The organism is Radicibacter daui (genome assembly GCA_030657355.1).
Lineage (GTDB): Bacteria > Pseudomonadota > Alphaproteobacteria > Radicibacterales > Radicibacteraceae > Radicibacter > Radicibacter daui.
Genome location: CP131056.1, coordinates 3145391 through 3163288 on the forward strand (window position 1 = coordinate 3145391; position 17898 = coordinate 3163288).

At 66.6% G+C, this 17898-nt stretch carries 20 protein-coding genes; 6 read left to right on the top strand and 14 right to left on the bottom strand.

The annotated features are described in order from the left end of the window. Positions 1 to 71: 71 nt before the first annotated feature. Positions 72 to 311 carry a hypothetical protein gene (locus QTL98_RS14735; RefSeq protein ID WP_445679223.1) on the top strand — a complete coding sequence of 80 codons (240 nt, stop codon included), beginning with the start codon at positions 72 to 74 and terminating at the stop codon, positions 309 to 311. A gap of 33 nt (positions 312 to 344) precedes the next feature. Here QTL98_RS14735 and QTL98_RS14740 read toward each other — a convergent pair whose 3' ends face one another. From QTL98_RS14740 to QTL98_RS14755, 4 genes are all read right to left on the bottom strand, one after another. After that, positions 345 to 998: an O-methyltransferase gene (locus QTL98_RS14740; RefSeq protein WP_445682162.1), complete on the bottom strand. Its 654-nt coding sequence runs from the start codon at positions 996 to 998 to the stop codon at positions 345 to 347. Between the two features lie 38 nt (positions 999 to 1036). Then, the gene (locus QTL98_RS14745; protein ID WP_445679224.1) at positions 1037 to 1345 is read right to left on the bottom strand and encodes a DUF2218 domain-containing protein; all 309 of its coding nucleotides are present in this window, start codon (positions 1343 to 1345) and stop codon (positions 1037 to 1039) included. A gap of 62 nt (positions 1346 to 1407) precedes the next feature. Further along, positions 1408 to 2013, bottom strand: coding sequence for a PadR family transcriptional regulator (locus QTL98_RS14750; RefSeq protein WP_445679225.1), 606 nt, complete (start codon positions 2011 to 2013; stop codon positions 1408 to 1410). 301 nt (positions 2014 to 2314) lie between these two features. Beyond that, the gene (locus QTL98_RS14755; protein ID WP_445679226.1) at positions 2315 to 3136 is read right to left on the bottom strand and encodes a TrmH family RNA methyltransferase; all 822 of its coding nucleotides are present in this window, start codon (positions 3134 to 3136) and stop codon (positions 2315 to 2317) included. Positions 3137 to 3321: 185 nt separating this feature from the next. Here QTL98_RS14755 and QTL98_RS14760 point away from each other — a divergent pair, with 185 nt between their 5' ends. Continuing rightward, positions 3322 to 3732: a flagellar basal body rod protein FlgC gene (locus tag QTL98_RS14760; protein ID WP_445679227.1), complete on the top strand. Its 411-nt coding sequence runs from the start codon at positions 3322 to 3324 to the stop codon at positions 3730 to 3732. A gap of 37 nt (positions 3733 to 3769) precedes the next feature. On the opposite strand, the gene QTL98_RS14765 is transcribed toward QTL98_RS14760, so the two are convergent. The 8 genes from QTL98_RS14765 to QTL98_RS14800 form a co-directional block, all read right to left on the bottom strand. Further along, positions 3770 to 4177, bottom strand: a complete 408-nt coding sequence (locus QTL98_RS14765; RefSeq protein WP_445679228.1) for a response regulator — start codon at positions 4175 to 4177, stop codon at positions 3770 to 3772. A 24-nt stretch (positions 4178 to 4201) separates the two neighbouring features. Continuing rightward, entirely contained in the window at positions 4202 to 7906 is a 3705-nt protein-coding gene (locus tag QTL98_RS14770) for an ATP-binding protein (protein WP_445679229.1), read from the bottom strand. 156 nt (positions 7907 to 8062) lie between these two features. Then, on the bottom strand, positions 8063 to 8893 hold the full coding sequence (locus QTL98_RS14775) for a capsid assembly protein (protein WP_445679230.1): 831 nt from the start codon (positions 8891 to 8893) through the stop codon (positions 8063 to 8065). Then, entirely contained in the window at positions 8890 to 9252 is a 363-nt protein-coding gene (locus QTL98_RS14780) for a Bbp19 family protein (RefSeq protein ID WP_445679231.1), read from the bottom strand. The genes QTL98_RS14775 and QTL98_RS14780 overlap by 4 nt, the downstream gene beginning before the upstream one ends. After that, complete coding sequence (locus QTL98_RS14785; RefSeq protein WP_445679232.1) at positions 9249 to 10811, bottom strand: portal protein; 1563 nt, start codon at positions 10809 to 10811, stop codon at positions 9249 to 9251. Before QTL98_RS14785 ends, QTL98_RS14780 begins: the two co-directional genes overlap by 4 nt. 7 nt (positions 10812 to 10818) lie before the next feature. Further along, complete coding sequence (locus QTL98_RS14790; RefSeq protein ID WP_445679233.1) at positions 10819 to 11130, bottom strand: hypothetical protein; 312 nt, start codon at positions 11128 to 11130, stop codon at positions 10819 to 10821. A 48-nt stretch (positions 11131 to 11178) separates the two neighbouring features. Then, positions 11179 to 11634, bottom strand: a complete 456-nt coding sequence (locus QTL98_RS14795; protein WP_445679234.1) for a hypothetical protein — start codon at positions 11632 to 11634, stop codon at positions 11179 to 11181. Next, positions 11631 to 12050: a hypothetical protein gene (locus QTL98_RS14800; RefSeq protein ID WP_445679235.1), complete on the bottom strand. Its 420-nt coding sequence runs from the start codon at positions 12048 to 12050 to the stop codon at positions 11631 to 11633. Before QTL98_RS14800 ends, QTL98_RS14795 begins: the two co-directional genes overlap by 4 nt. Positions 12051 to 12216: 166 nt before the next feature. Between QTL98_RS14800 and QTL98_RS14805 the strand changes: the two genes are divergently transcribed. Both QTL98_RS14805 and QTL98_RS14810 read left to right on the top strand, forming a co-directional pair. Beyond that, positions 12217 to 12849, top strand: coding sequence for a S24 family peptidase (locus QTL98_RS14805; RefSeq protein ID WP_445679236.1), 633 nt, complete (start codon positions 12217 to 12219; stop codon positions 12847 to 12849). A gap of 139 nt (positions 12850 to 12988) precedes the next feature. After that, entirely contained in the window at positions 12989 to 14617 is a 1629-nt protein-coding gene (locus QTL98_RS14810; RefSeq protein WP_445682163.1) for an MBL fold metallo-hydrolase, read from the top strand. A gap of 245 nt (positions 14618 to 14862) precedes the next feature. Here the strand turns inward: QTL98_RS14810 and QTL98_RS14815 are convergent, their stop codons facing one another. Continuing rightward, complete coding sequence (locus QTL98_RS14815) at positions 14863 to 15663, bottom strand: LOG family protein (RefSeq protein WP_445679237.1); 801 nt, start codon at positions 15661 to 15663, stop codon at positions 14863 to 14865. 236 nt (positions 15664 to 15899) lie between these two features. On the opposite strand from QTL98_RS14815, the gene QTL98_RS14820 reads away from it, so the two are divergent. Both QTL98_RS14820 and QTL98_RS14825 read left to right on the top strand, forming a co-directional pair. Further along, entirely contained in the window at positions 15900 to 16751 is an 852-nt protein-coding gene (locus QTL98_RS14820; RefSeq protein WP_445679238.1) for a branched-chain amino acid aminotransferase, read from the top strand. Between the two features lie 78 nt (positions 16752 to 16829). Beyond that, entirely contained in the window at positions 16830 to 17327 is a 498-nt protein-coding gene (locus QTL98_RS14825) for a GNAT family N-acetyltransferase (RefSeq protein WP_445679239.1), read from the top strand. A 71-nt stretch (positions 17328 to 17398) separates the two neighbouring features. On the opposite strand, the gene QTL98_RS14830 is transcribed toward QTL98_RS14825, so the two are convergent. Continuing rightward, on the bottom strand, positions 17399 to 17773 hold the full coding sequence (locus tag QTL98_RS14830) for a nuclear transport factor 2 family protein (RefSeq protein ID WP_445679240.1): 375 nt from the start codon (positions 17771 to 17773) through the stop codon (positions 17399 to 17401). Positions 17774 to 17898: the final 125 nt, after the last annotated feature.

Here is a 17898-nt window from a genome sequence, read left to right on the forward strand (position 1 = left end):
ATGTGGTATCCGCACGACCGGGAAGCGGCTAATGCTCGCTCCCTTCGCGTTTTTTATGAGGTACAGCCGCCATGGCCAGAAACAGACAGCCTCTCCAGGTCGGTAGCCGTTTTCGCGAGGCCGGCCGTGATATTCTGGGCAATGTCTTCAACAAGGACTGGCGGGTGGAAGCCATGTGGGAAGGCATCGATGGCCGCCCCTATGTGCGGATTGTCAACGACAAGTACCACACCACCAAGACCCTTGCGGAAAACGTGCTGCGCGACCGCTCGTTCTACGAGCCGCTGACCGAAGCCAGCGTCAGCCTTTAAGGCGCAAGGGCAAACCCCGCGCTGGCAACCGGCTCATGACGCAACGGGGCTGTACCGGCTGACCTCGAAGCCGGAGCCAACCGGCAGCAACAGGCTTACCATTCCCGGCAGGGCCGCCACGGCGCGGCGATACCGCTCGGCCGCCGGCCCGCCCGGCCTCAGCATATTGTCGGCCACCACGATGGCGCCGGGATTGAGCAGCGGATAGAAGGCCTCAAGGCACGGCACGTAGAGGTCCTTCCACAAATCGACCAGCACGAAATCGATGCCGGCCGCCAGCGTCGGGATAATCTCCAGCGCATCGCCGATGCGAAAATCGACCTGTGCACGGAGCCCCGCCTTCACCGCCATCTCGCGGGCATAAGCCGATTTGTGGGCAAACTGCTCGATGGTAATGACCTGCCCGCCGCTGGCCCGCGCCGCCTCCCCCAGCCAGACGGTTGAGTACCCGAAGGAAGTGCCAAGCTCCAGGATGGTCGGGGCTTCAAGGCTGCGCGCCATGATGTTGAGCAGGCGTCCGGTTTCCGGCCCGACCGCCAGCAAACGCTGGTTATCGGGGTCTTCTGCCGCAAGCAACCCTGCCCCCGGATTGACGGCGAACCCGGGCGCCCGCAGACGCGGCAGGCCGCGTTCGGCGTCCATGCGGTCATGATAGGTGCCGAGCACGGCAGCAAGCCGCACGTCCACCGCCAGTTCCTGATAGGGCATTTCGGGCGCTTTCCCCTTCAGATGACCTGCCAGGCGATGGCCAGCTCTTCCCGGAAGGCAAAGCGCACGAGATGGCGCACCACCACATCCTTGAGCTGGTCCATCTGGCCGGCATCGGCGGCAACCAGCGTCAGGGTCAGCGCGGTTTCACTCGCTGCCATGCCGCAATCGCCGATCGAGAATTTAACCGTGCCGGCATGGGGATCGAAGGTTACCGGCAGCTTGTGCTGGAAGTGCTTGGCCATCTGCTGCAGATAGCGGCTGGCATGGGAGGTGGGGATGGTGGCAACGGCAACGGTGCCTGCCACAGTCGGTGTCTCAGTCATGATGTGATGCTCCCGGGTATCCGGCTTTTTCCGGATACCCTTCAAGGAAGGTTGAGCAGGCCTCAGGCCTTTTCTATGGCACGCGCCGCTTCATCGAGCGCCGCGGCAATCTTTTCGGCCGCGGCCGCATCCAGCGTGCCGCCGCGAATGCGCAGGCGCAGGGCCAGCTTGAGGTTTTCCATGCCGCGCACGATGCCGACCGGCACGCCAGCCCAGCGGCCGCCGCGGGCATAACCCTCGCCTTCGCCGCCGGCGCTGTTGTTGCCGCCGCGCGCCAGCAGCGCATCGGCCGCGGCCCGGTTGGCGGCAAGAAAGGCCTCGCCCTCTGCCGAGATGCGATAACGCTTGCGCCCGCCCTCATCGGCCTCGGCGGCGGCGTAACCCATGTCGTCAAGCCAGGCGAGCGTCGGATAGATCACACCGGGGCTGGGGCTGTAGGCACCGCCCAGACGTTCCTCGATCGCCTTGATCAGCTCATAGCCGTGGCGCGGCTGGTCGGCGATGAGGGCCAGCACCAGCAGGCGCAGCTCGCCATAGTCGAACATGCGGCCGCCGCGATGACGATGGCCGAAGCCACGGCCAAAACCGCGCCCACCGCGCTCGCCGCCGTCAAAATCCTCCGGATGATGGAAGTGGCGGCCAAAGCCGCGAAAGTCCCTGAATTTCATGATAGCTCCGTTAGGGTTCGATACAGGTCTCGATATATCTAGATAGTTTCGACATATCGGGAGTCAAGATATATCGAGATCTATATCGAGATATAACGAAACCGATGTCGGACGGATCTGGCCACGTCCTTGCCAAGCCGTTGAAAATAAAAATTTCTTTTTGAAAAAAAGCAGAGATCACACCCGCCTTCTTCAGGCAGGGCAAACTGTTACGAAAAGAAGAGTAGCGGCATAGCGCCCGCGCCGGGCAGCGGCCGATGACCCTCACTAGTCCGCCGCCGAAAACCCTTCTGTCCGCGGTTCAGCCCGGCCGGCGGGTCAGGGCATAAAGGGCGATACCGCTGGTGGTGGAGACATTGAGGCTGTCGAAATCCGCCCGCATGGGAATACGCGCCGCCCGGGCCCTTGCCAGCACGGCATCCGGCAGGCCCGGCCCTTCGGCCCCCAGGATCAGCGCCGGGCGCGGCAGCCGGGCAAGATCGGCCAGATCATCCGCTCCGGCCGGGGAAAGGCCGATGGGGCAGAACCCTGCCGCCTCCAGCACGCCCACCATATCGAGCCCGGAGCCCACCCGCGTCCATGGCACCACCAGCGCCCCGCCCACCGAGGTGCGGATGGCCTTGCGGTAAAGCGGATCGCAGCAGGTCTCGTCCATCAGCACGGCCCGCACGCCAAAGGCAGCCGCGTTGCGCAGAATGCCGCCCATATTGTCGTGATTGGCGATACCCACCAGACCCAGCACCGGCTCCCCTTCCGCCACCGAGGCCAGCAGGGCCGCCGGATCCGGATCCGGCTGGCGCAGGCCAACCGCCAGGATACCGCGGTGGAGCGGAAAACCGACAATCGCATCCAGCACCGCCCGTCCGGCGAGATAAACCGGCACTTCCGGCGCCAATGCCGACAGGATGGGCGCCAGCGCCGCTTCGCGCTTTGCGTCGATCAGCACACTCTCGACGGCAAAACGCCCGCGCGTGGCCAGCACCCGCAGCACCACCTCGCCCTCGGCAATAAAGCGACCGCCATGACCGCCCTCGCCGGTGCCGAGATCGGCCAGATCGCGGTCACGCAGGTTTAGATAGGCGGTTATGCGAGGGTCGGCGGGATCGGTGATGAGATGGGGCATGGACGGGCAGTTCAAAAAAGCGTTTCACCCGGCGGGTTTGCCACGAAACACCCCTTTGCGCCAAGGACTGCGCCCGCCCCCACCGGATGGCAGACCTGTCCATAAGGCTGGTTGCCCCGGCCCGGCATGCGGCTTTATGGTATGACCTATCTGAACCTGCCGCTTCCTGGCCAAGGCAAGACCCGATGAACGCCGCCCTTTCAATCTCCCTTTCCGGCATGATGGCGCAGCAGACGCGCGCCGCGGCCACGGCGTCCAACATCGCCAATGCCCGCACCAGCGGCACGGTTGGCGCCACCGCCACCAGCGGCGTTCAGGCCTACCAGCCGCTCACCACCCAGCAAAGTGCCGTGGTTGCCGGCGGTAACAGCGCCGGCACGGTGGCGGTTACCACCCCCTCCACCACTCCCCCCGTCACCACCTATTCGCCGGACGATGCCAACGCCAATGCCGACGGGCTGGTGGCGATGCCGGATGTGGATGAGGCGCGCGAAGCGACGGATCTCTTGAGCGAAAAAGTAACCTACAGCGCCAACGCCAAGGTTACCCGCGTGGCCGACGACATGATGAAGACGGCGCTCGACATCATCGCCTGAGCGTAAACGCAGCGGGCTCTTCCCCTAAAAAATCCGCTCAGATCGTGCGCCTTATGGCGGCGATCAGTTTTTCGCGGCTCGCCGGCTTGGTCAGTACGGCAATAGGCTCCAGCGTCCTCGGAACCCCGCCACCGTCTCCGGTCAGGATGATGGTCGGCAGTGCAATGCCACGTTCCTTGAGCGTGGCGATCAGGCTCGCGCCATCCATCGGCTCCATGCCGAGGTCACACAGCAGGATATCCGGCCGGGTCGGCGCGGCGGCAAGGCGCTCCAGCGCCTCCCCGCCCTCGCGCGCCTCGATTACCTCGGCGCCTGCGCCGCGCAGCACGCGGGCCATGACGACACGCACAAAATCATGGTCCTCGGCAACCAGAATGGTCAGTCCGGCCAGTTCCTGCCCGGCCTTGCCGGCGATGTCTGCCACTCCTGATTCCAGTCCAGCCATGGCATCCTCCTCGCTATGCCGGCATCACGCCGGATTGCCTGTCGCAGTTTGCCCCAGAACAGCACGCCCGGCGCGCAGATCGGCCACATAGGAAAGCACGCGCTCATATTCCGTGCGGCCCGCCTGCATGGAAGAGAGCGCGTCCTCCGCCCCCACCGGTCCTTCCCTCAGCGCCGCCTGCACGGCGGCCAGATGCGCAGACAGCATCATGGCGCCCGCACTTGCCGCCGCGCCCTTGAGCGCGTGGGCGAGCGGCGGCGCCTCGGCCACCATTTCGCCGGCACGGATGCGCGACACCATTTCTTCAAGCTGCATCATCTGGGCGGCGGTGGTTTCAGCAAAAAACTCAAGGATCTCGATGGCAGGATCGCCAAGATCACCGATCAGCGCCCCGAAAACGCCGGCATCGATGGGCGGCGGCGCCACAGGGCGCAGGGCCGCCGGCACTTGTCCGGCTGCGGCAGGACGGCGGGCTTCGGCGGACAGCATGGTGGCGGAAAAAACCGGCGTCGGCCGGTTGGCGATATCGGCGACGGCAAGGGCCGGCGGCACGGCGGCCAACGCCTCTGCGCCCGCCGGAGCGGTAATGCCGAACCGGCGCAGTGCAAGGTCGAGAGTGTCGCGCGTGACCGGCTTCACCAGGAAATCATCCACCCCCGCCAGTGCCTGGCGCTGGTCGCGTCCCGGAATGTCCGCCGTCAGCAGCACGATGGGCAGCGGCAGGGCCGCCCCCCGATCACGCTCGCGGCGGCGCCATTCGGCAACGAAGCCGTAACCATCCATTTCCGGCATGTGCAGGTCGGTCAGCACCAGCCCGTACTCGCCCTCTTCCAGTGCCGCCAGCGCCTCCAGCCCGTTGGAGACGACCTTGGCCTGAACGCCGAGACGGGAGAGCTGGGTTGCCACCACCAGCTGGGCCGCCGGCATGTCCTCGGCCACCAGCACCGGCATGCCGCGCCGTGCTTCCAGCTGCTGGCGACGGCTGCGGGCCAGCAAGCCCACGGCCTCTGCACACAGATCGCCGGTGCTGATGCTGCCCGGCAGCACCAGAATATCGTCGCCGGCAGCCACCTGATCCACCCCGTCACCATGCAGCAGCACCGGACAGGAAGGGCTTGCCAGCTGGATCAGCCGGTCAAAGGCAGCGGGATCGTCCTGACGCAGGGCGGCATCCAGCAGCACCAGATGCGGGCGCGAAAGGGCCAGAGTCTCCAGCGCCTCGCCGGCGGAAAGGGCCATCACGGCTTCCCCGCCGAGCCCATGCAGTGCCCGCAGCCGCTCGCGTGCAGGTTCCGCAGCCGGCACAGCGGTGCCCGGCAGCGCATCGGGGCCAAGTTCGGCAAGGCTGCACCAGTCCGGCGCCTCGGCCAGCAGCAGGCGCGCACCGGCAAGCGGCTCGCCCGCCGTCATGCTGCCGTCGGAGACGAGTGCAAAAGGCAGCTCTACCCAGAAGAGCGAACCGGCACCTTCCCGGCTCATTACGCCGATGCGCCCGTTCATGCTTTCCACAAGGCGCTGGCAGAGCGTCAGGCCCACACCGATGCCGCCGAAACGGCGCGTGGTGGTGGCGTCTATCTGGGTAAAGGGGGCAAACAGCCGGTCGCGTGCCGCCGGCGGAATGCCGATGCCGGTATCTTCCACCTCCATGCGGCACACCAGCTGGCCGGGCTCGGCCCAGTCCGGCCGCGGCACGGCGAAAAGGCGCAGGATAATGCCGCCCTCTCGGGTAAACTTGACGGCGTTCGAGAGCAGATGGCCTACCACCTGGCGCACGCGCGCCGGATCGCACAGCACACGGCGCGGCACGCCGGGGCTGGCCACATCGAGCGCCAGCGTAAGCCCCTTGCGGCGCACCCCCTCTTCCAACTCGCCGCCCGCAGCCTCCTGCAGCAGCGTCGGCAGATCGGTCACCTTCTGCTCAAGGCGCAGCTGGCCGGCTTCGATGGTGGAATAATCAAGGATGTCGTCGAGCACGGAGAGCAGGCCGGAGGCACTGCCCTGCGCCAGTTTGACGAGATCCTTCTGCTCATCCGTCAGTGCGGTGTCGGCCAACAATTCCAGCACGCCCAGCACCCCATGCATCGGGGTGCGCATCTCGTGGCTCATGGTGGCGAGAAAGGCGGTTTTGGTGCGGTTGGCGGCCTCGGCAAGATCGCGGGCGCGCAGCAGCTCGATCTCGGCTTTTTTCTGTACCGTGAGGTCGGTAGAGATGCCGAGCAGGCGCCGCACCGAGCCATCGCGGGCAAGGCGCCCGCGCAGCACCACCCAGCCCCAGTCATCGCCGGGCGCGCGCAGGCGGCCCATCCAGTTGAAGTCGCCATCGGCAACCCCGGCCAGCAGCCGGTCCAGCTCGGCATTGAAGGCGATAGCATCCTGTGGATGCATGCGCGAGACCAGCTCGGAAAGCGAGGTCATCTGCCAGCCGGCGCGCAGCACCTCCTGCTCGCTGAAACCCAGCATGGTCCAGAACCGCGGGGAGAAGCTGGCAACACCGCTATCCGGCGCAATGTCGAACACGCCGTCCTGCCCGGCCTCCACCACGGCGGCAAGCTGGCGCTCGCGGGTGCGCAGGAGCTCCAGCGCCCGGCGCGAACGCGAGGCATCGGAGAAGGACAGCAGCATGCAGTTTTCGCCATGATGCTGGGCGTGGCTCATCGCCACGCTGAACCACAGGATGCTGCCGCTGTGCGAAATCGCGACTTCCGCGCTGGAGGCGACCATGCCGCTGCGCACGCCTGCCGCAAGCACCGCCACCGTCTCGCCGGGCCAGACCCGTTCCAGCGGGCGTCCGACAAGCGCCGACGCTTCCATGCCGGCAAGGCCGGCAAAGGCGCCATTGGCGCGCAGGATGCGCCCGTCGCCCACCCGGCACAGCGCCAGCGGCATCGACGCCGCCTCGAACAGGGACTGCCCTGTCGCCGGACCGCTGCGCTGGGCACTGCCGCTGAGTTCGTTGAAGACGACCAGCATGTTGCCATTGCCGATCTGGCGCAGCGACGGGGTGACAAGCTGCCCGTCGGAAAGGGCAAGGATGTCGAAAGCCTCCGAAGCCATGGCCTCGATGCCCTCATCCAGCGGGCGGGCGATGCGTAGCGCACCGCCGCCGGACATCGCCTCGAAGAGAGCGGAGATCGGCAGGCCGATCTGCAACTGGCGGGCTGCTGCACCCATCACACGGGCGGCGAGGCGCCGGTTCCAGCTGAGGATGCCGGAAGCGCTGTCCATCAGAAGGGCCGGCGATGGCACCGTCTCCAGCGCACCGGCCAGCAGGTCAAGCGTATCGACCCCGCCCGTCACCATACTGGCGCGCGCCGTATCCATGAGCGGGGTGTGCACCACCATCCAGCCGCCCTCGGGCAGCCGGTATTCCGAGGTTATCAGCCAGCCCCCACCCCAGTTCTCCAGAAACGGGCCGGTATAATTGTCATGCAGGGCAAGGCGCCGGTCGAGGCTGTTGGCATCGCACGAATTGCTCGGCATCAGCACCCGGAAACCGAGCCAGTATTCCAGAAGTTCGCGGAAGGTTGCCCCGATGCGCAGCCCGTCGCGCTGCTGGGTCGAGCACACATCCTCGAACCGGCGGTTCCACCATTTCAGACGGTCTTCGGTGTCGAAGATCAGGATGGCAGGCTCGCCCAGCGTGCCCGGCGCCAGCGAAGCCGCAAGGCTGCCATCAACTCCCGGAACCGGGAGAAGCTGCTTCAGGGAGGCAAGCGGCTCGGCAGCCATAGTGAAATGGTCACACCACGAAGGGAGTAAGCAGCCGGAGCTGAAGGCAATCGCGCCTTCAGCTACCGTGCCGGGATCGGCCCCTGTGGTCAAGCCTCGCGCAACGGTTGCGCATCCCGAATGACATCTCCCGCCCTGAATTAACTCCGGATGTACTCACTCGCCGCAATAAAGCCGGCGGAACCCTTCCGTTACTTCCGCCACAAAAGCCGGGTCGCGCTGTTTCCAGTAGCGCGGGTCGCGCATCATACGCTTGAGGCCGGCCCCGTTCTGCCCGCCCGCCGCCCCGGCAGCCGCCGATACCGCCGGCTCGCCGCCCAGCATCATACGCTCGAGCGCCAGCACCCCGTCAGCGCTTGAGGCCAGCGCCTCCAGCGCCGGCGGCGGCAGGTTGGCCCGGCCCCAGGCCAGCAGCTGGCGCGAGACCTCCCGCCAGCGCTCCGGCCCGCCGAAATGGGCAACGAGCCGCTCGATCTCCCGCTCGGCTGCCATTTCGGCCAGCAGCTCGCGCACCATCGGCACCAGATGGTCGGCGGCAAGGTCATAGACGAGCTGGGCCTGCGGCGGGGTAAAGCCGGCAGCGCTCAGGCGGTCATTGACGGCAGGGTCGGCAGCAAAGAGGCCGTGATCGCAGCTGATCTGATAGCCCTCCCCCGTCTCCGGCACGCCCATGGCGCGCCATGCCCGGCCCCAGGCCTCCATCGGGGCATCCGGCGCCGGCACGCTGATCTGGCGCGAGAGGTGCCGTTCCAGTTCCAGATAGGATTTCACCAGCGCATCGAGCCGCAGTGCGCCGGAAGCCGGGTCAAGAAACTTGGCCGGTACGGCAAGCCGCCCGGCAAACAGCTCCGGCGCCACCAGCACCGGACCGATGGCCTCCGTTTCAGGCACGGACACTTCCGCCCCGGCCGGAGGAAGCACGGCCACACTCTGCGCCGCCGGAGCGGCGGGATCGGGCGCGGCGTCATAGGCAAGCAGATCGGTCATCGCGAAAGCTCCTTCTCTTCAGGGGAGTGTTGGGTGGTGGAATTGACGGCAGGGCTATCCGCAGCCAGCAATCTGGCGGCTGGGGCAAGGCGGCCGCCGCCGGCAAGCACAAGGCGCATCAGGGCCAGCACCAGCGCCCGCTGGCCTTCCAGATGGCGCAGCGCCGCCTTGCCGGCGCCGGGGGCAAGCGCCCGGCCCACGGTCATGGCGGCAAGACGGGCCAGCAGGCGCTCGCCGGCCGGGCCGGAAAAACAGGCTGCACAGTCGGCGGCAAGCCCGCCCACTTCCGGCGCAGCACCGGCGACGGGCGGCAGAGCAAACCAGTCCCAGCCATCCCCGGCCACGCCGCCCGCGTTCATGACGCACCGGTGCCGGCATCCACCGGCAACTCGCGGATCAGTTCCCCGGGCACGCCCAGCGCCCGGCCGAGCCAGCGCGCCGCCGCGCCGGCATCCACGGCGGCGAGCCCGTCTGCGCCAAGCCCCCCGGCCGCCTCGATCCAGCGCAGGATGGATTGCACGTCGCGCTGGCGCTGGGCCTGGGCGAGCGGGGAGCGGTATTGCAGATCAACCGTGCGGCCATCGACATGGAGATCCGGCACCTCGCCCCGGCGACGCAGGATGGCAAGGCCGCGGCGGATGAGCGGGGTCAGGAGTTCGGCCTGCAGACGGCCATAGGTGGCGCCCAGCAGGCGCGCCATGTCGCTGCTGCGCTCGATGACTTCGGTTGCCGTCATCCGCGCTTCGCCCACCAGCCCCAGCCGGTCGACGATCATCGCCTTGCGGATGCGCTGTCGCAGATCGTCGAGCACGATCTGCGATACGTCGAACCGTCCCGGCGCCTGCAAGGGCTGCAGGCCCGCCGACCCCACGGCTTTGGGGATGATGGTGCCGGGCAGCAGACGAATGGTGGCCGGGTTCAGCACCCCGTCATCATCCGCCTGCCAGATGCCGGTGACGGCGATGGAAGCGTTCTTCAGCACCAGCTCGACCACCTTGTTGGCGGTCTTGATATCGGGCAGCGCCTTCATCACCGGGGAGCGGCCGTAAGTTTCCCCCGGCGCCTTCATCCAGCGGAAATTGATGAAGGGGCTGGTAGCAAAACGCCCGCTGGCGAGCGGCGCCTCCCCCTCCTGCCCGGCCAGCAGCAGGCTGTAGGCATAACCGCCGCCCTCGGCCGGCGGCAGCGGCACCACCGCCTCCACCAGATCGATAAGTTGCGGGGCCTCTGCCGGGCTGCCGGCAGGCTCGGCCAGACCGTCCGGCAGGCGGGCAGCAGGAAAGCGGGCGGCGATTTCGCCCGCCTCAAGGCGCAGCTGGCGAAAGGTGATGTCGAGCGCGCCCTGCGGCCCTTCTTCCAGCGCCAGCGCCGACAGCGGAACGGCGGTGAAGCGAAAGGCGGAAAGCTCGCCCGGCGGCGCTTCCTCGAACAGCAGGCTCGCCGTGCCGCCGATCACCAGATCGAGAAAGGCCTGATGCAGCTCGACGGCAAAGTTGGAGCGGTCGAAATGCATGAGGAGCGCAGCGCCCGCCCGGTCCAGCACCGGAGAAAACCGCTCGCGCTCGGCTGGCGAAAGGTCCGGCCCGGGCACGAGGCCCAGCCAGGCAGACCAGGGCGGGGCGAGGTTGGCAAGCAGGCTTGCGGCCAGCTGTTCGGCCGCATCGGGCGCCGTGCCGTCAAACAGCCGGTCGCCGCGTTTGGCGCCGGGGGCACTCATGGCAAAACCGTCCCGCTGCGGCAGCACATGGTCGTAACATTCCTGCCAGTGCCCCTCCCACCCGCGCCGGGCGGCCAGGGCGCGGCGGCACTGTGCCAGCAGGCGGGCCGTTGCGGAGAGTGCGGCGGAGGCGCGCCCGTTGGCCGCGCGGCCTGTCGCAGGCTTGCGGGAAGCGGCGGGGGCACGGTTCGGGCGGCTCATTTCCGGCCTACTCCCCCAGCAGGTTCTTGCGGGTGGCGACAGGCAGCAGCTCATCCACCAGCCCGCGCCAGGAAGTGGCTATGGTCTCCGGGCGATGGCTGCGCACGGTGGCCGTACCGCCCGCAACATCCGCTTGCCCGTCCGGCGCGCCGGTGTCTTCGGCGGCGGCAACAGCCGTTGCCGCGCTCTCATCAGCCGCATCCCCGGCCAGTGTCTCCGGCAGGTCGGGCAGTGCCGCTGCCGCGGGCACGGAGAGAGCCGCTACCTTTGACGCGGAAGCCGAAACGGCAGGGGCAAGCACATCGCGCAGCAATCCCATGGGAAGGCACTCCTTTGTTGACGGTCCGGCGGTGGGCGAATGGCGGCCTCAGGGCGCGGCGGCGCGGCCGGTCAAATGGCGGTAGAGCTGCCAGGGGGTGAGCACGGCGGGGGCATGCAGGCCGAGCACGCGCTTCACCGCCTCGACGCAGGAAAAGAGCGCGACGGGCGCAGGGCGGCGATGGCCGCGCCTGAGGCGCACCGGCACCACGCGGCAGCCTTGCGCCTCATACCAGGCCGGTAGGTCATAAAGCGGCGGCAGGGCCAGCGCCTCGATCTCGGTATGAGCCGCGAGCGGATCGACCCGGAGCCACAGCCCGTCCTGCCGCAGCAGCACAAAACAATGGCGAAAGCCCTGGCGCAGCAGTTTGAGCCAGCCAAGGTCGGTGCGACCGGTAAAGACCACCCAGGCCTGCGGCCTTGCCGGTGCGCCCGTGGCCATCGGACCCCCGCCCAATCCCTGCCGGGCGGCAAAGGGTGTCGGCACGGGGGTGACGGCAGTCATCGCACGATGCCCTTGGCACGCAGCACCGGATCGATCACCGCCATCGCCTCGCGCCACAGGGTGTGGGCCCGCATTTCCATGCGCCGGTCGGTAACCGGCGGCAACTGGCGGCGGGCGTAATGGGCCAGCACCATCAGATGATCGCGCAGCAGCCGGCGCGCGCGCCACAGCCGGTCGATCACCGACAGGATGTCCAGCGGCTCGCACGGGCGCTCCACCTCGCCCTTGCCGGCGGAAAAACGCGCCCCGTCGCGCCGGGCCTCCTGCGCGCGGGCAAACCACAGCACCGCCTCGTCGCTGGAGGAAAACGGCACCGCACCGATGCCGCAGGCGGCAATGCTTTCGGCCAGCCGCGTGCGGCGCTCTGCTGCTGCATCGTGGGCAGCGTTCCGGGCCTCTTGTGTTTGCTGGGTCATAGGGAAGAACTCCTCTGGTCGTTCCCATCCGGCGCTGATTTTTGAACGCCTGATGTTCCTGTTTTGTTCTATTGATGGTAGAAAACATCAGTCGCCTCAAGCCGTCAAGAAAAATTAGGAATTTTATCTTAAAGACAGGTTTTCCTGATTATGCGAAAACCTTCCCATGCTCAGACATGCGGACATATGGCGGGCGATCGACCGGCTGGCCGAAAAATACGGCTATTCGGCCTCCGGCCTTGCCCGTCGTGCAGGTCTGGACCCCACCACCTTCAATCCCAGCAAGCGCATTTCCGGCGGCGGCAAGGAACGCTGGCCCTCGACGGAGAGTGTTTCCAAGGTGCTGGAAGCAACGGGCGCCAGCCTCGGCGAGTTCGTGGAACTTGCCGGTCAGGCGCCGGCCGTGCAGGCGGTGCGCCGCATTCCGGTTATCGGTTATGCCCAGGCCGGCAGCGAAGGGTTCTTCGACGACAGCGGCTATCCGGTCGGCCAGGGCTGGGACGAGGTGATGTTCCCCGACATCGCCGGCCAGAAGATCTATGCGCTGGAAGTGACCGGCAACAGCATGGAGCCGGTCTACCGCGACGGCGACCGCATCATCGTCTCGCCGGAAGAATCCATCCGTCGCGGCGACCGCGTGGTGGTGCGCACGCGCGGCGGCGAGGTGATGGCCAAGCAGATCAGCGTCAAGACCGACAGCCGGGTGGAGCTTGCCTCCCTCAACCCCGATTTCCCGCCCCGCTCCTTCCATCCGAGTGAAATCTCGTGGATGGCGCGCATCCTGTGGGCCAGCCAGTAACTCCCTGAGCCTTCCCGTTCTTTTCCCGCCGGCGCTTTGACCTTGATCAATGCGGCCACCGGCGGACGCCGGGATCATGTCTGCATCCCCCGAAGGCCGGCGCATCTTTGCTGCGACCGGCCAGACAGAAGGCGGCAGCATGGACCTCAAGCACTCCCCCACCCTCCATTTCCACGGCGCCACCCATACGGTGACCGGCTCCTGCTATCTGCTGGAGGCGGGGGAAAGCCGCGTCCTCATCGATTGCGGCATGTTCCAGGGCTCCAAGACGGAGAAGGAACTCAACTACCGCGACTTTCCCTTCAATCCGAAGGAGCTGGACGCCGTCCTGCTGACGCACGCCCATATCGATCATTCCGGCCTGCTGCCCAAGCTGGTGCGCGACGGATATGACGGGGCGATCTATGCCACCCGCCCGACCATCGACCTGTGCGAAGTGATGTTGCCGGACAGCGGCCACATTCAGGAAATGGAGGTGGAGCATCTCAACCGCCGCAACCGCCGGCGTGGCCGCGACACCATCGAGCCGATCTATACCGCCAGCGATGCCGTCTCCTGCCTTACCTTCTTCCGCGCGGTGAAGCTGGGAGAGTGGAACGACATCGCCCCCAATGTGCGCGCCCGCTACTGGAATGCCGGCCACCTGCTCGGCTCCAGCTCCATCGAGATCGAGGTGACCTGCATACCGGCCACCACGGACAAGGGCGGTGAGGCAAAGACCGAGACCACCACCCTCCTTTTCTCCGGCGATATCGGCCCGCGCTACAAGCTGCTGGAACATGACCCGGAAGGGCCCTCCGGTGTCGATTTCATCATCTGCGAATCCACCTATGGCGCCGAGGACCGGCCGGATGTCGATGCCGCCCAGCGCCGCCAGTTGCTGAAGGAAGAGGTAAAGGCCGCCAACAAGCCGGGCGGCGTGCTGCTCATCCCCTCCTTTGCTGTCGAACGCACGCAGGAACTGCTGGTCGATCTTGTCGGCCTGATGGAGGAAGGGGCGCTGCCGCGCCTGCCGGTGGTCATCGACAGTCCGCTCGCCACCCGTGCCAGCGAGATCTTCGACTCCAACGCCCGCTCCATGGAGGGCGGCGAGGCGCTCATCCGCGCGCTCCATGCCCGCAATGTGCGTTTTACCGAAAGCGTCGAGCAGAGCATGGCGCTCGACCGCGCGCATGAGTTCCAGATCATCATCTCGGCCAGCGGCATGTGCGAGGCCGGGCGCATTCGCCACCGGCTGAAATCCTGGCTGTGGAAGCCGGAGACGACGGTACTGTTTGTCGGTTTCCAGGCCGAAGGCACGCTCGGCCGCATCCTGCAGCAGGGGGCAAGCCAGGTGCGCATCCAGGGCGACGAGGTGATGGTGCGCGCCCGCATCCGCACGCTCGATCTTTATTCCGGCCATGCCGACGGCCCCGAGCTGGCCGACTGGATCAAGGCGCGCGGGCCAATCCGGCGCGGGCTCTTTCTTGTCCATGGCGAGGAACACGGGCTGGAGGGGCTAAAGGCCCGGGTAGAAGGGCTGCTGCCTGCCGGCGCCGTGACCCTGCCCACGCTTGATGCCGCCTATACGCTCGGTCCCTGCCACCCGTGGGCGCTCGCCCCTGCCCGCATGCACCGGCTGGAAGCGCAGCAGCTCGGCCATCAGGACTGGCACAACGACATGTCGCGCCTCGTCTTCGATATCGGCAACCGGCTGGAGCACGGCAAAAGCGATGCCGAGCGCCGCGCGCTGATGACCCGGCTGCGCAAGGCCCTGATCGACGGGTGAGGCCGGCACATTCCCTCACCTCATTACCCCCATCCCCGGCTGCGCCGGACCTTCCCCGAGAAGGGAAGGACAAGGCTCTGAAGCGGAAAAGAAAATCCTCCCCGCATCGGGGAGGTGGCCCGCAGGGCCGGTGGGGGTAATGACTCTGTTACCGGGCTTGGCCTGAGAATGGCCTCACCTCATTACCCCCATCCGTCACTTCGTGACACCTTCCCCACTCCGGTGGGGAAGGAAACGAGGGCAGGTCACGCCGGCGGCAGGCCGATGCCCTGGCTGGACAGCAGGTCCCAGGCATCCTCGGCATCGTCGACGAACTGCAGGAGCTCGATATCCTTCGGGTCGATCATGCCGGCCTCGACGAGGGCATCGAGATTGATGACCTTCTTCCAGTATTCGCTGTCGAACATCAAAAGCGGCATCGGGCTGGATTTGCCGGTCTGTGTCAGCGTCACCAGCTCGAACAGTTCATCCAGCGTGCCGAAACCGCCGGGGAAGACCACCAGCGCATTGGCGCGCATGACGAAGTGCATCTTGCGCATGGCGAAATAATGGAAACGGAAGGTGAGTTCCGGCGTGGAATAGGGGTTGGGATATTGCTCGTGCGGCAGGGTGATGTTGTAGCCGATGGAAGGGGCGCCGGCGTCATAGGCGCCGCGATTGGCCGCCTCCATGATGCCCGGGCCGCCGCCGGTGGCGATCACATTGTCGCGCGGGCCCACGCTGGAGCCCAGCAGCCCGCCTTCGAGCGCACCGCCACGCTCGGAGGCGATGCGGCCGAAACGGCGCGCTTCCTCATACCAGAAGGGCTGCTTGCCCGGCCCGTCCTGCTTGGTGCGGGCACTGCCGAAGACCACGATGGTCGAGCGGATGTGCCAGCGCCGCAGCATTTCCTCGGCCTTGGAATATTCCAGCAGGAAACGCACGCCGCGCATGGAATCACCGAGCAGGAACTCCTGGTCGTGCGCAGCCACTTCATAGGAGGGTGACGCGATCTGCAGCTTGTTGCTGGGGAGTGCTGTTATGTCGTGGTCCATACTGTCACCCATATGCTTCAAACTTCCCTCGTTGCAATTCAACGCCTTATGGCCGGCAAGCTCAAGCTGCCATAAGGCGTAGACGATCACAGTCCGGCCCCGCCCCCTGCCACCCTTCCCGGTTCTCGCCCTGGTTACCGGCGAATGTATGGCGACACCTCGCGGCTTGCGCTCATCGCCTATCCCCGCATTATGGCGCTTCACTCTCCTTTCCCCGGGATTTGACACAAGCTAAGGATCGAAGCGGCATGAGCGGTACGGCACTCACCTATTTCGAAGGCGCCTGGCATGAGGGCAACCCGCCGCTCATGCGTGCCACCGATCAGGCGACGTGGCTTGGTACCGTTGTCTTCGATGGCGCGCGTGCTTTTGAAAACCTCGCACCCGACCTTGACCTGCATTGCCAGCGGGTTATCCGCTCGGCCGCGGCGCTCGGCATGAATGCCCCGGTGAGCGCGCAGGAAATCCAGACCATCGCCATGGAAGGCGTGCGCAAGATGGGCCCCGGCGCGGCCGTCTATATCCGCCCGATGATGTGGGCACGCTCCGGCCTCGTGATGCCCGATCCCGACGATATCGGCTGGGCAGTGGTGCTGGAGCCGTTCGCCATGCCGGGCTTTGACGGCTTTGCCGCCAACTTCGCCGAAGAGCGCCGGGCCATGCCCTCCATGGCGCCGACCGATGCCAAGGCGAGCTGCCTTTACCCCAACAGCGCGCGCGCCATTGCCAGCGCGCGCCGTGCCGGCTTCAACAATGCCGTCATGCTGGACGTGATGGGCAATGTGGCAGAGTTCGCCTCCTCCAACATCTTCATGGTGAAGGACGGCGTTGCCCTGACCCCCATCGCCAATGGCACGTTCCTGGCCGGCATTACCCGTGCCCGCGTCATGGGCCTGTTGAAGGCTGACGGCGTGAAGGTGGAAGAAGCCATCATCACCCCGGCGATGCTGCGCGGCGCGGACGAGATTTTCTCTACCGGCAATTACGGCAAGGTCGCCCCGCTGACCCGCCTTGAAGAGCGCAGCCTGCAGGCCGGCCCCGTCACCCGCCGCGCCCGCGAGCTTTACTGGGACTGGGCGGCGGCCACCAGCCGCTACTGATCCCGCGGATACCTGGCTGGCATAAACCGCCCGGCCTCCACTCCTCTTCTTCCCCCCGTTTGCAAGACCCGCCCGGACATGACCACCACCCTCACCTTCCGCCCCGCCCGCGACAGCGATGCCCCCGGCATCCTCCATCTCATCGCCAAATGTTTTGCGGAATATGAGAACTGCCTGATCGACCCGCGCTTCTGGGATGCCGACCTTTTCGCCGTCGCTACCGAGTTTGCCGCCAAGGGCGGCGAAATCTGGGTGGGCGAAACGGCGGATGGCCGCCTGCTGGCAAGCGGCGGTTATGCGCCGACGGACGCCGGCGCCGAGCTGAAGCGGGTTTATGTCGATAGCAGCCTGCGCGGCCAGGGTGTTGCCCGCCTACTGGTGAGCCGGGCCGAAGAAGCAGCGCGTCAGCGCGGCTTCGGTATGATGGAGCTTTGGACCGACACGCGCTTTACCACCGCCCATGTCGCCTATCAGCGCCTTGGTTACGTGATGTCCGGTGCCACACGCAAGCTGGGCGACCCCAGCGACACCACCGAGTTCCACATGGCTAAGCCGTTGCAGGCCATCGCCGCCTGAGCGCTGGCTTTACAGGACAAAAAAGGCCGCCGGGCAGAAAGCCCCGACGGCCTTTTTTCTTTTACGGCACCTCACGCCGCACGGGCATCGAGAAACCCCGTCACGCTGACAAAGCGGCCTTCCCCGTCCAGCTCGGCGAAATCGGTGCCATGGGCGATGGCAGGACCGCCGGCCGGGCCGAGCGCCCAGGAAAACCGCACCCGGTCGCCATACCCATCCGGCGTGCCGGCAAGGCTGAAGCGCAGGCCGGGGAACTTCTCCTGCACGGCGGCGATCATGCCATCGATGGCCTCATGCCCCTCGGCCCCCATCATCGGGTCGACATAGCGCGCCCCGGCGGCCCAGGTGGTGGAGATGAGGCGCCGGCGGCGCGCCCCGTCAGCCTCGTTCCACAGGGCAAGATAACGTTCGGCCAGCACGGTGGCGGCAATCTGGGCGTTGGTCATTTTTCTCTCCCGTCAGGGGACCGGCACCCGGCCAATCCGGCTGCCATGGCCCGATGCTGGCGCCAGCAGGTGTTGCCGTCGATTACCTGGCAGGTAATGGAAACAAGGCCGCCACGCCGGTTAGA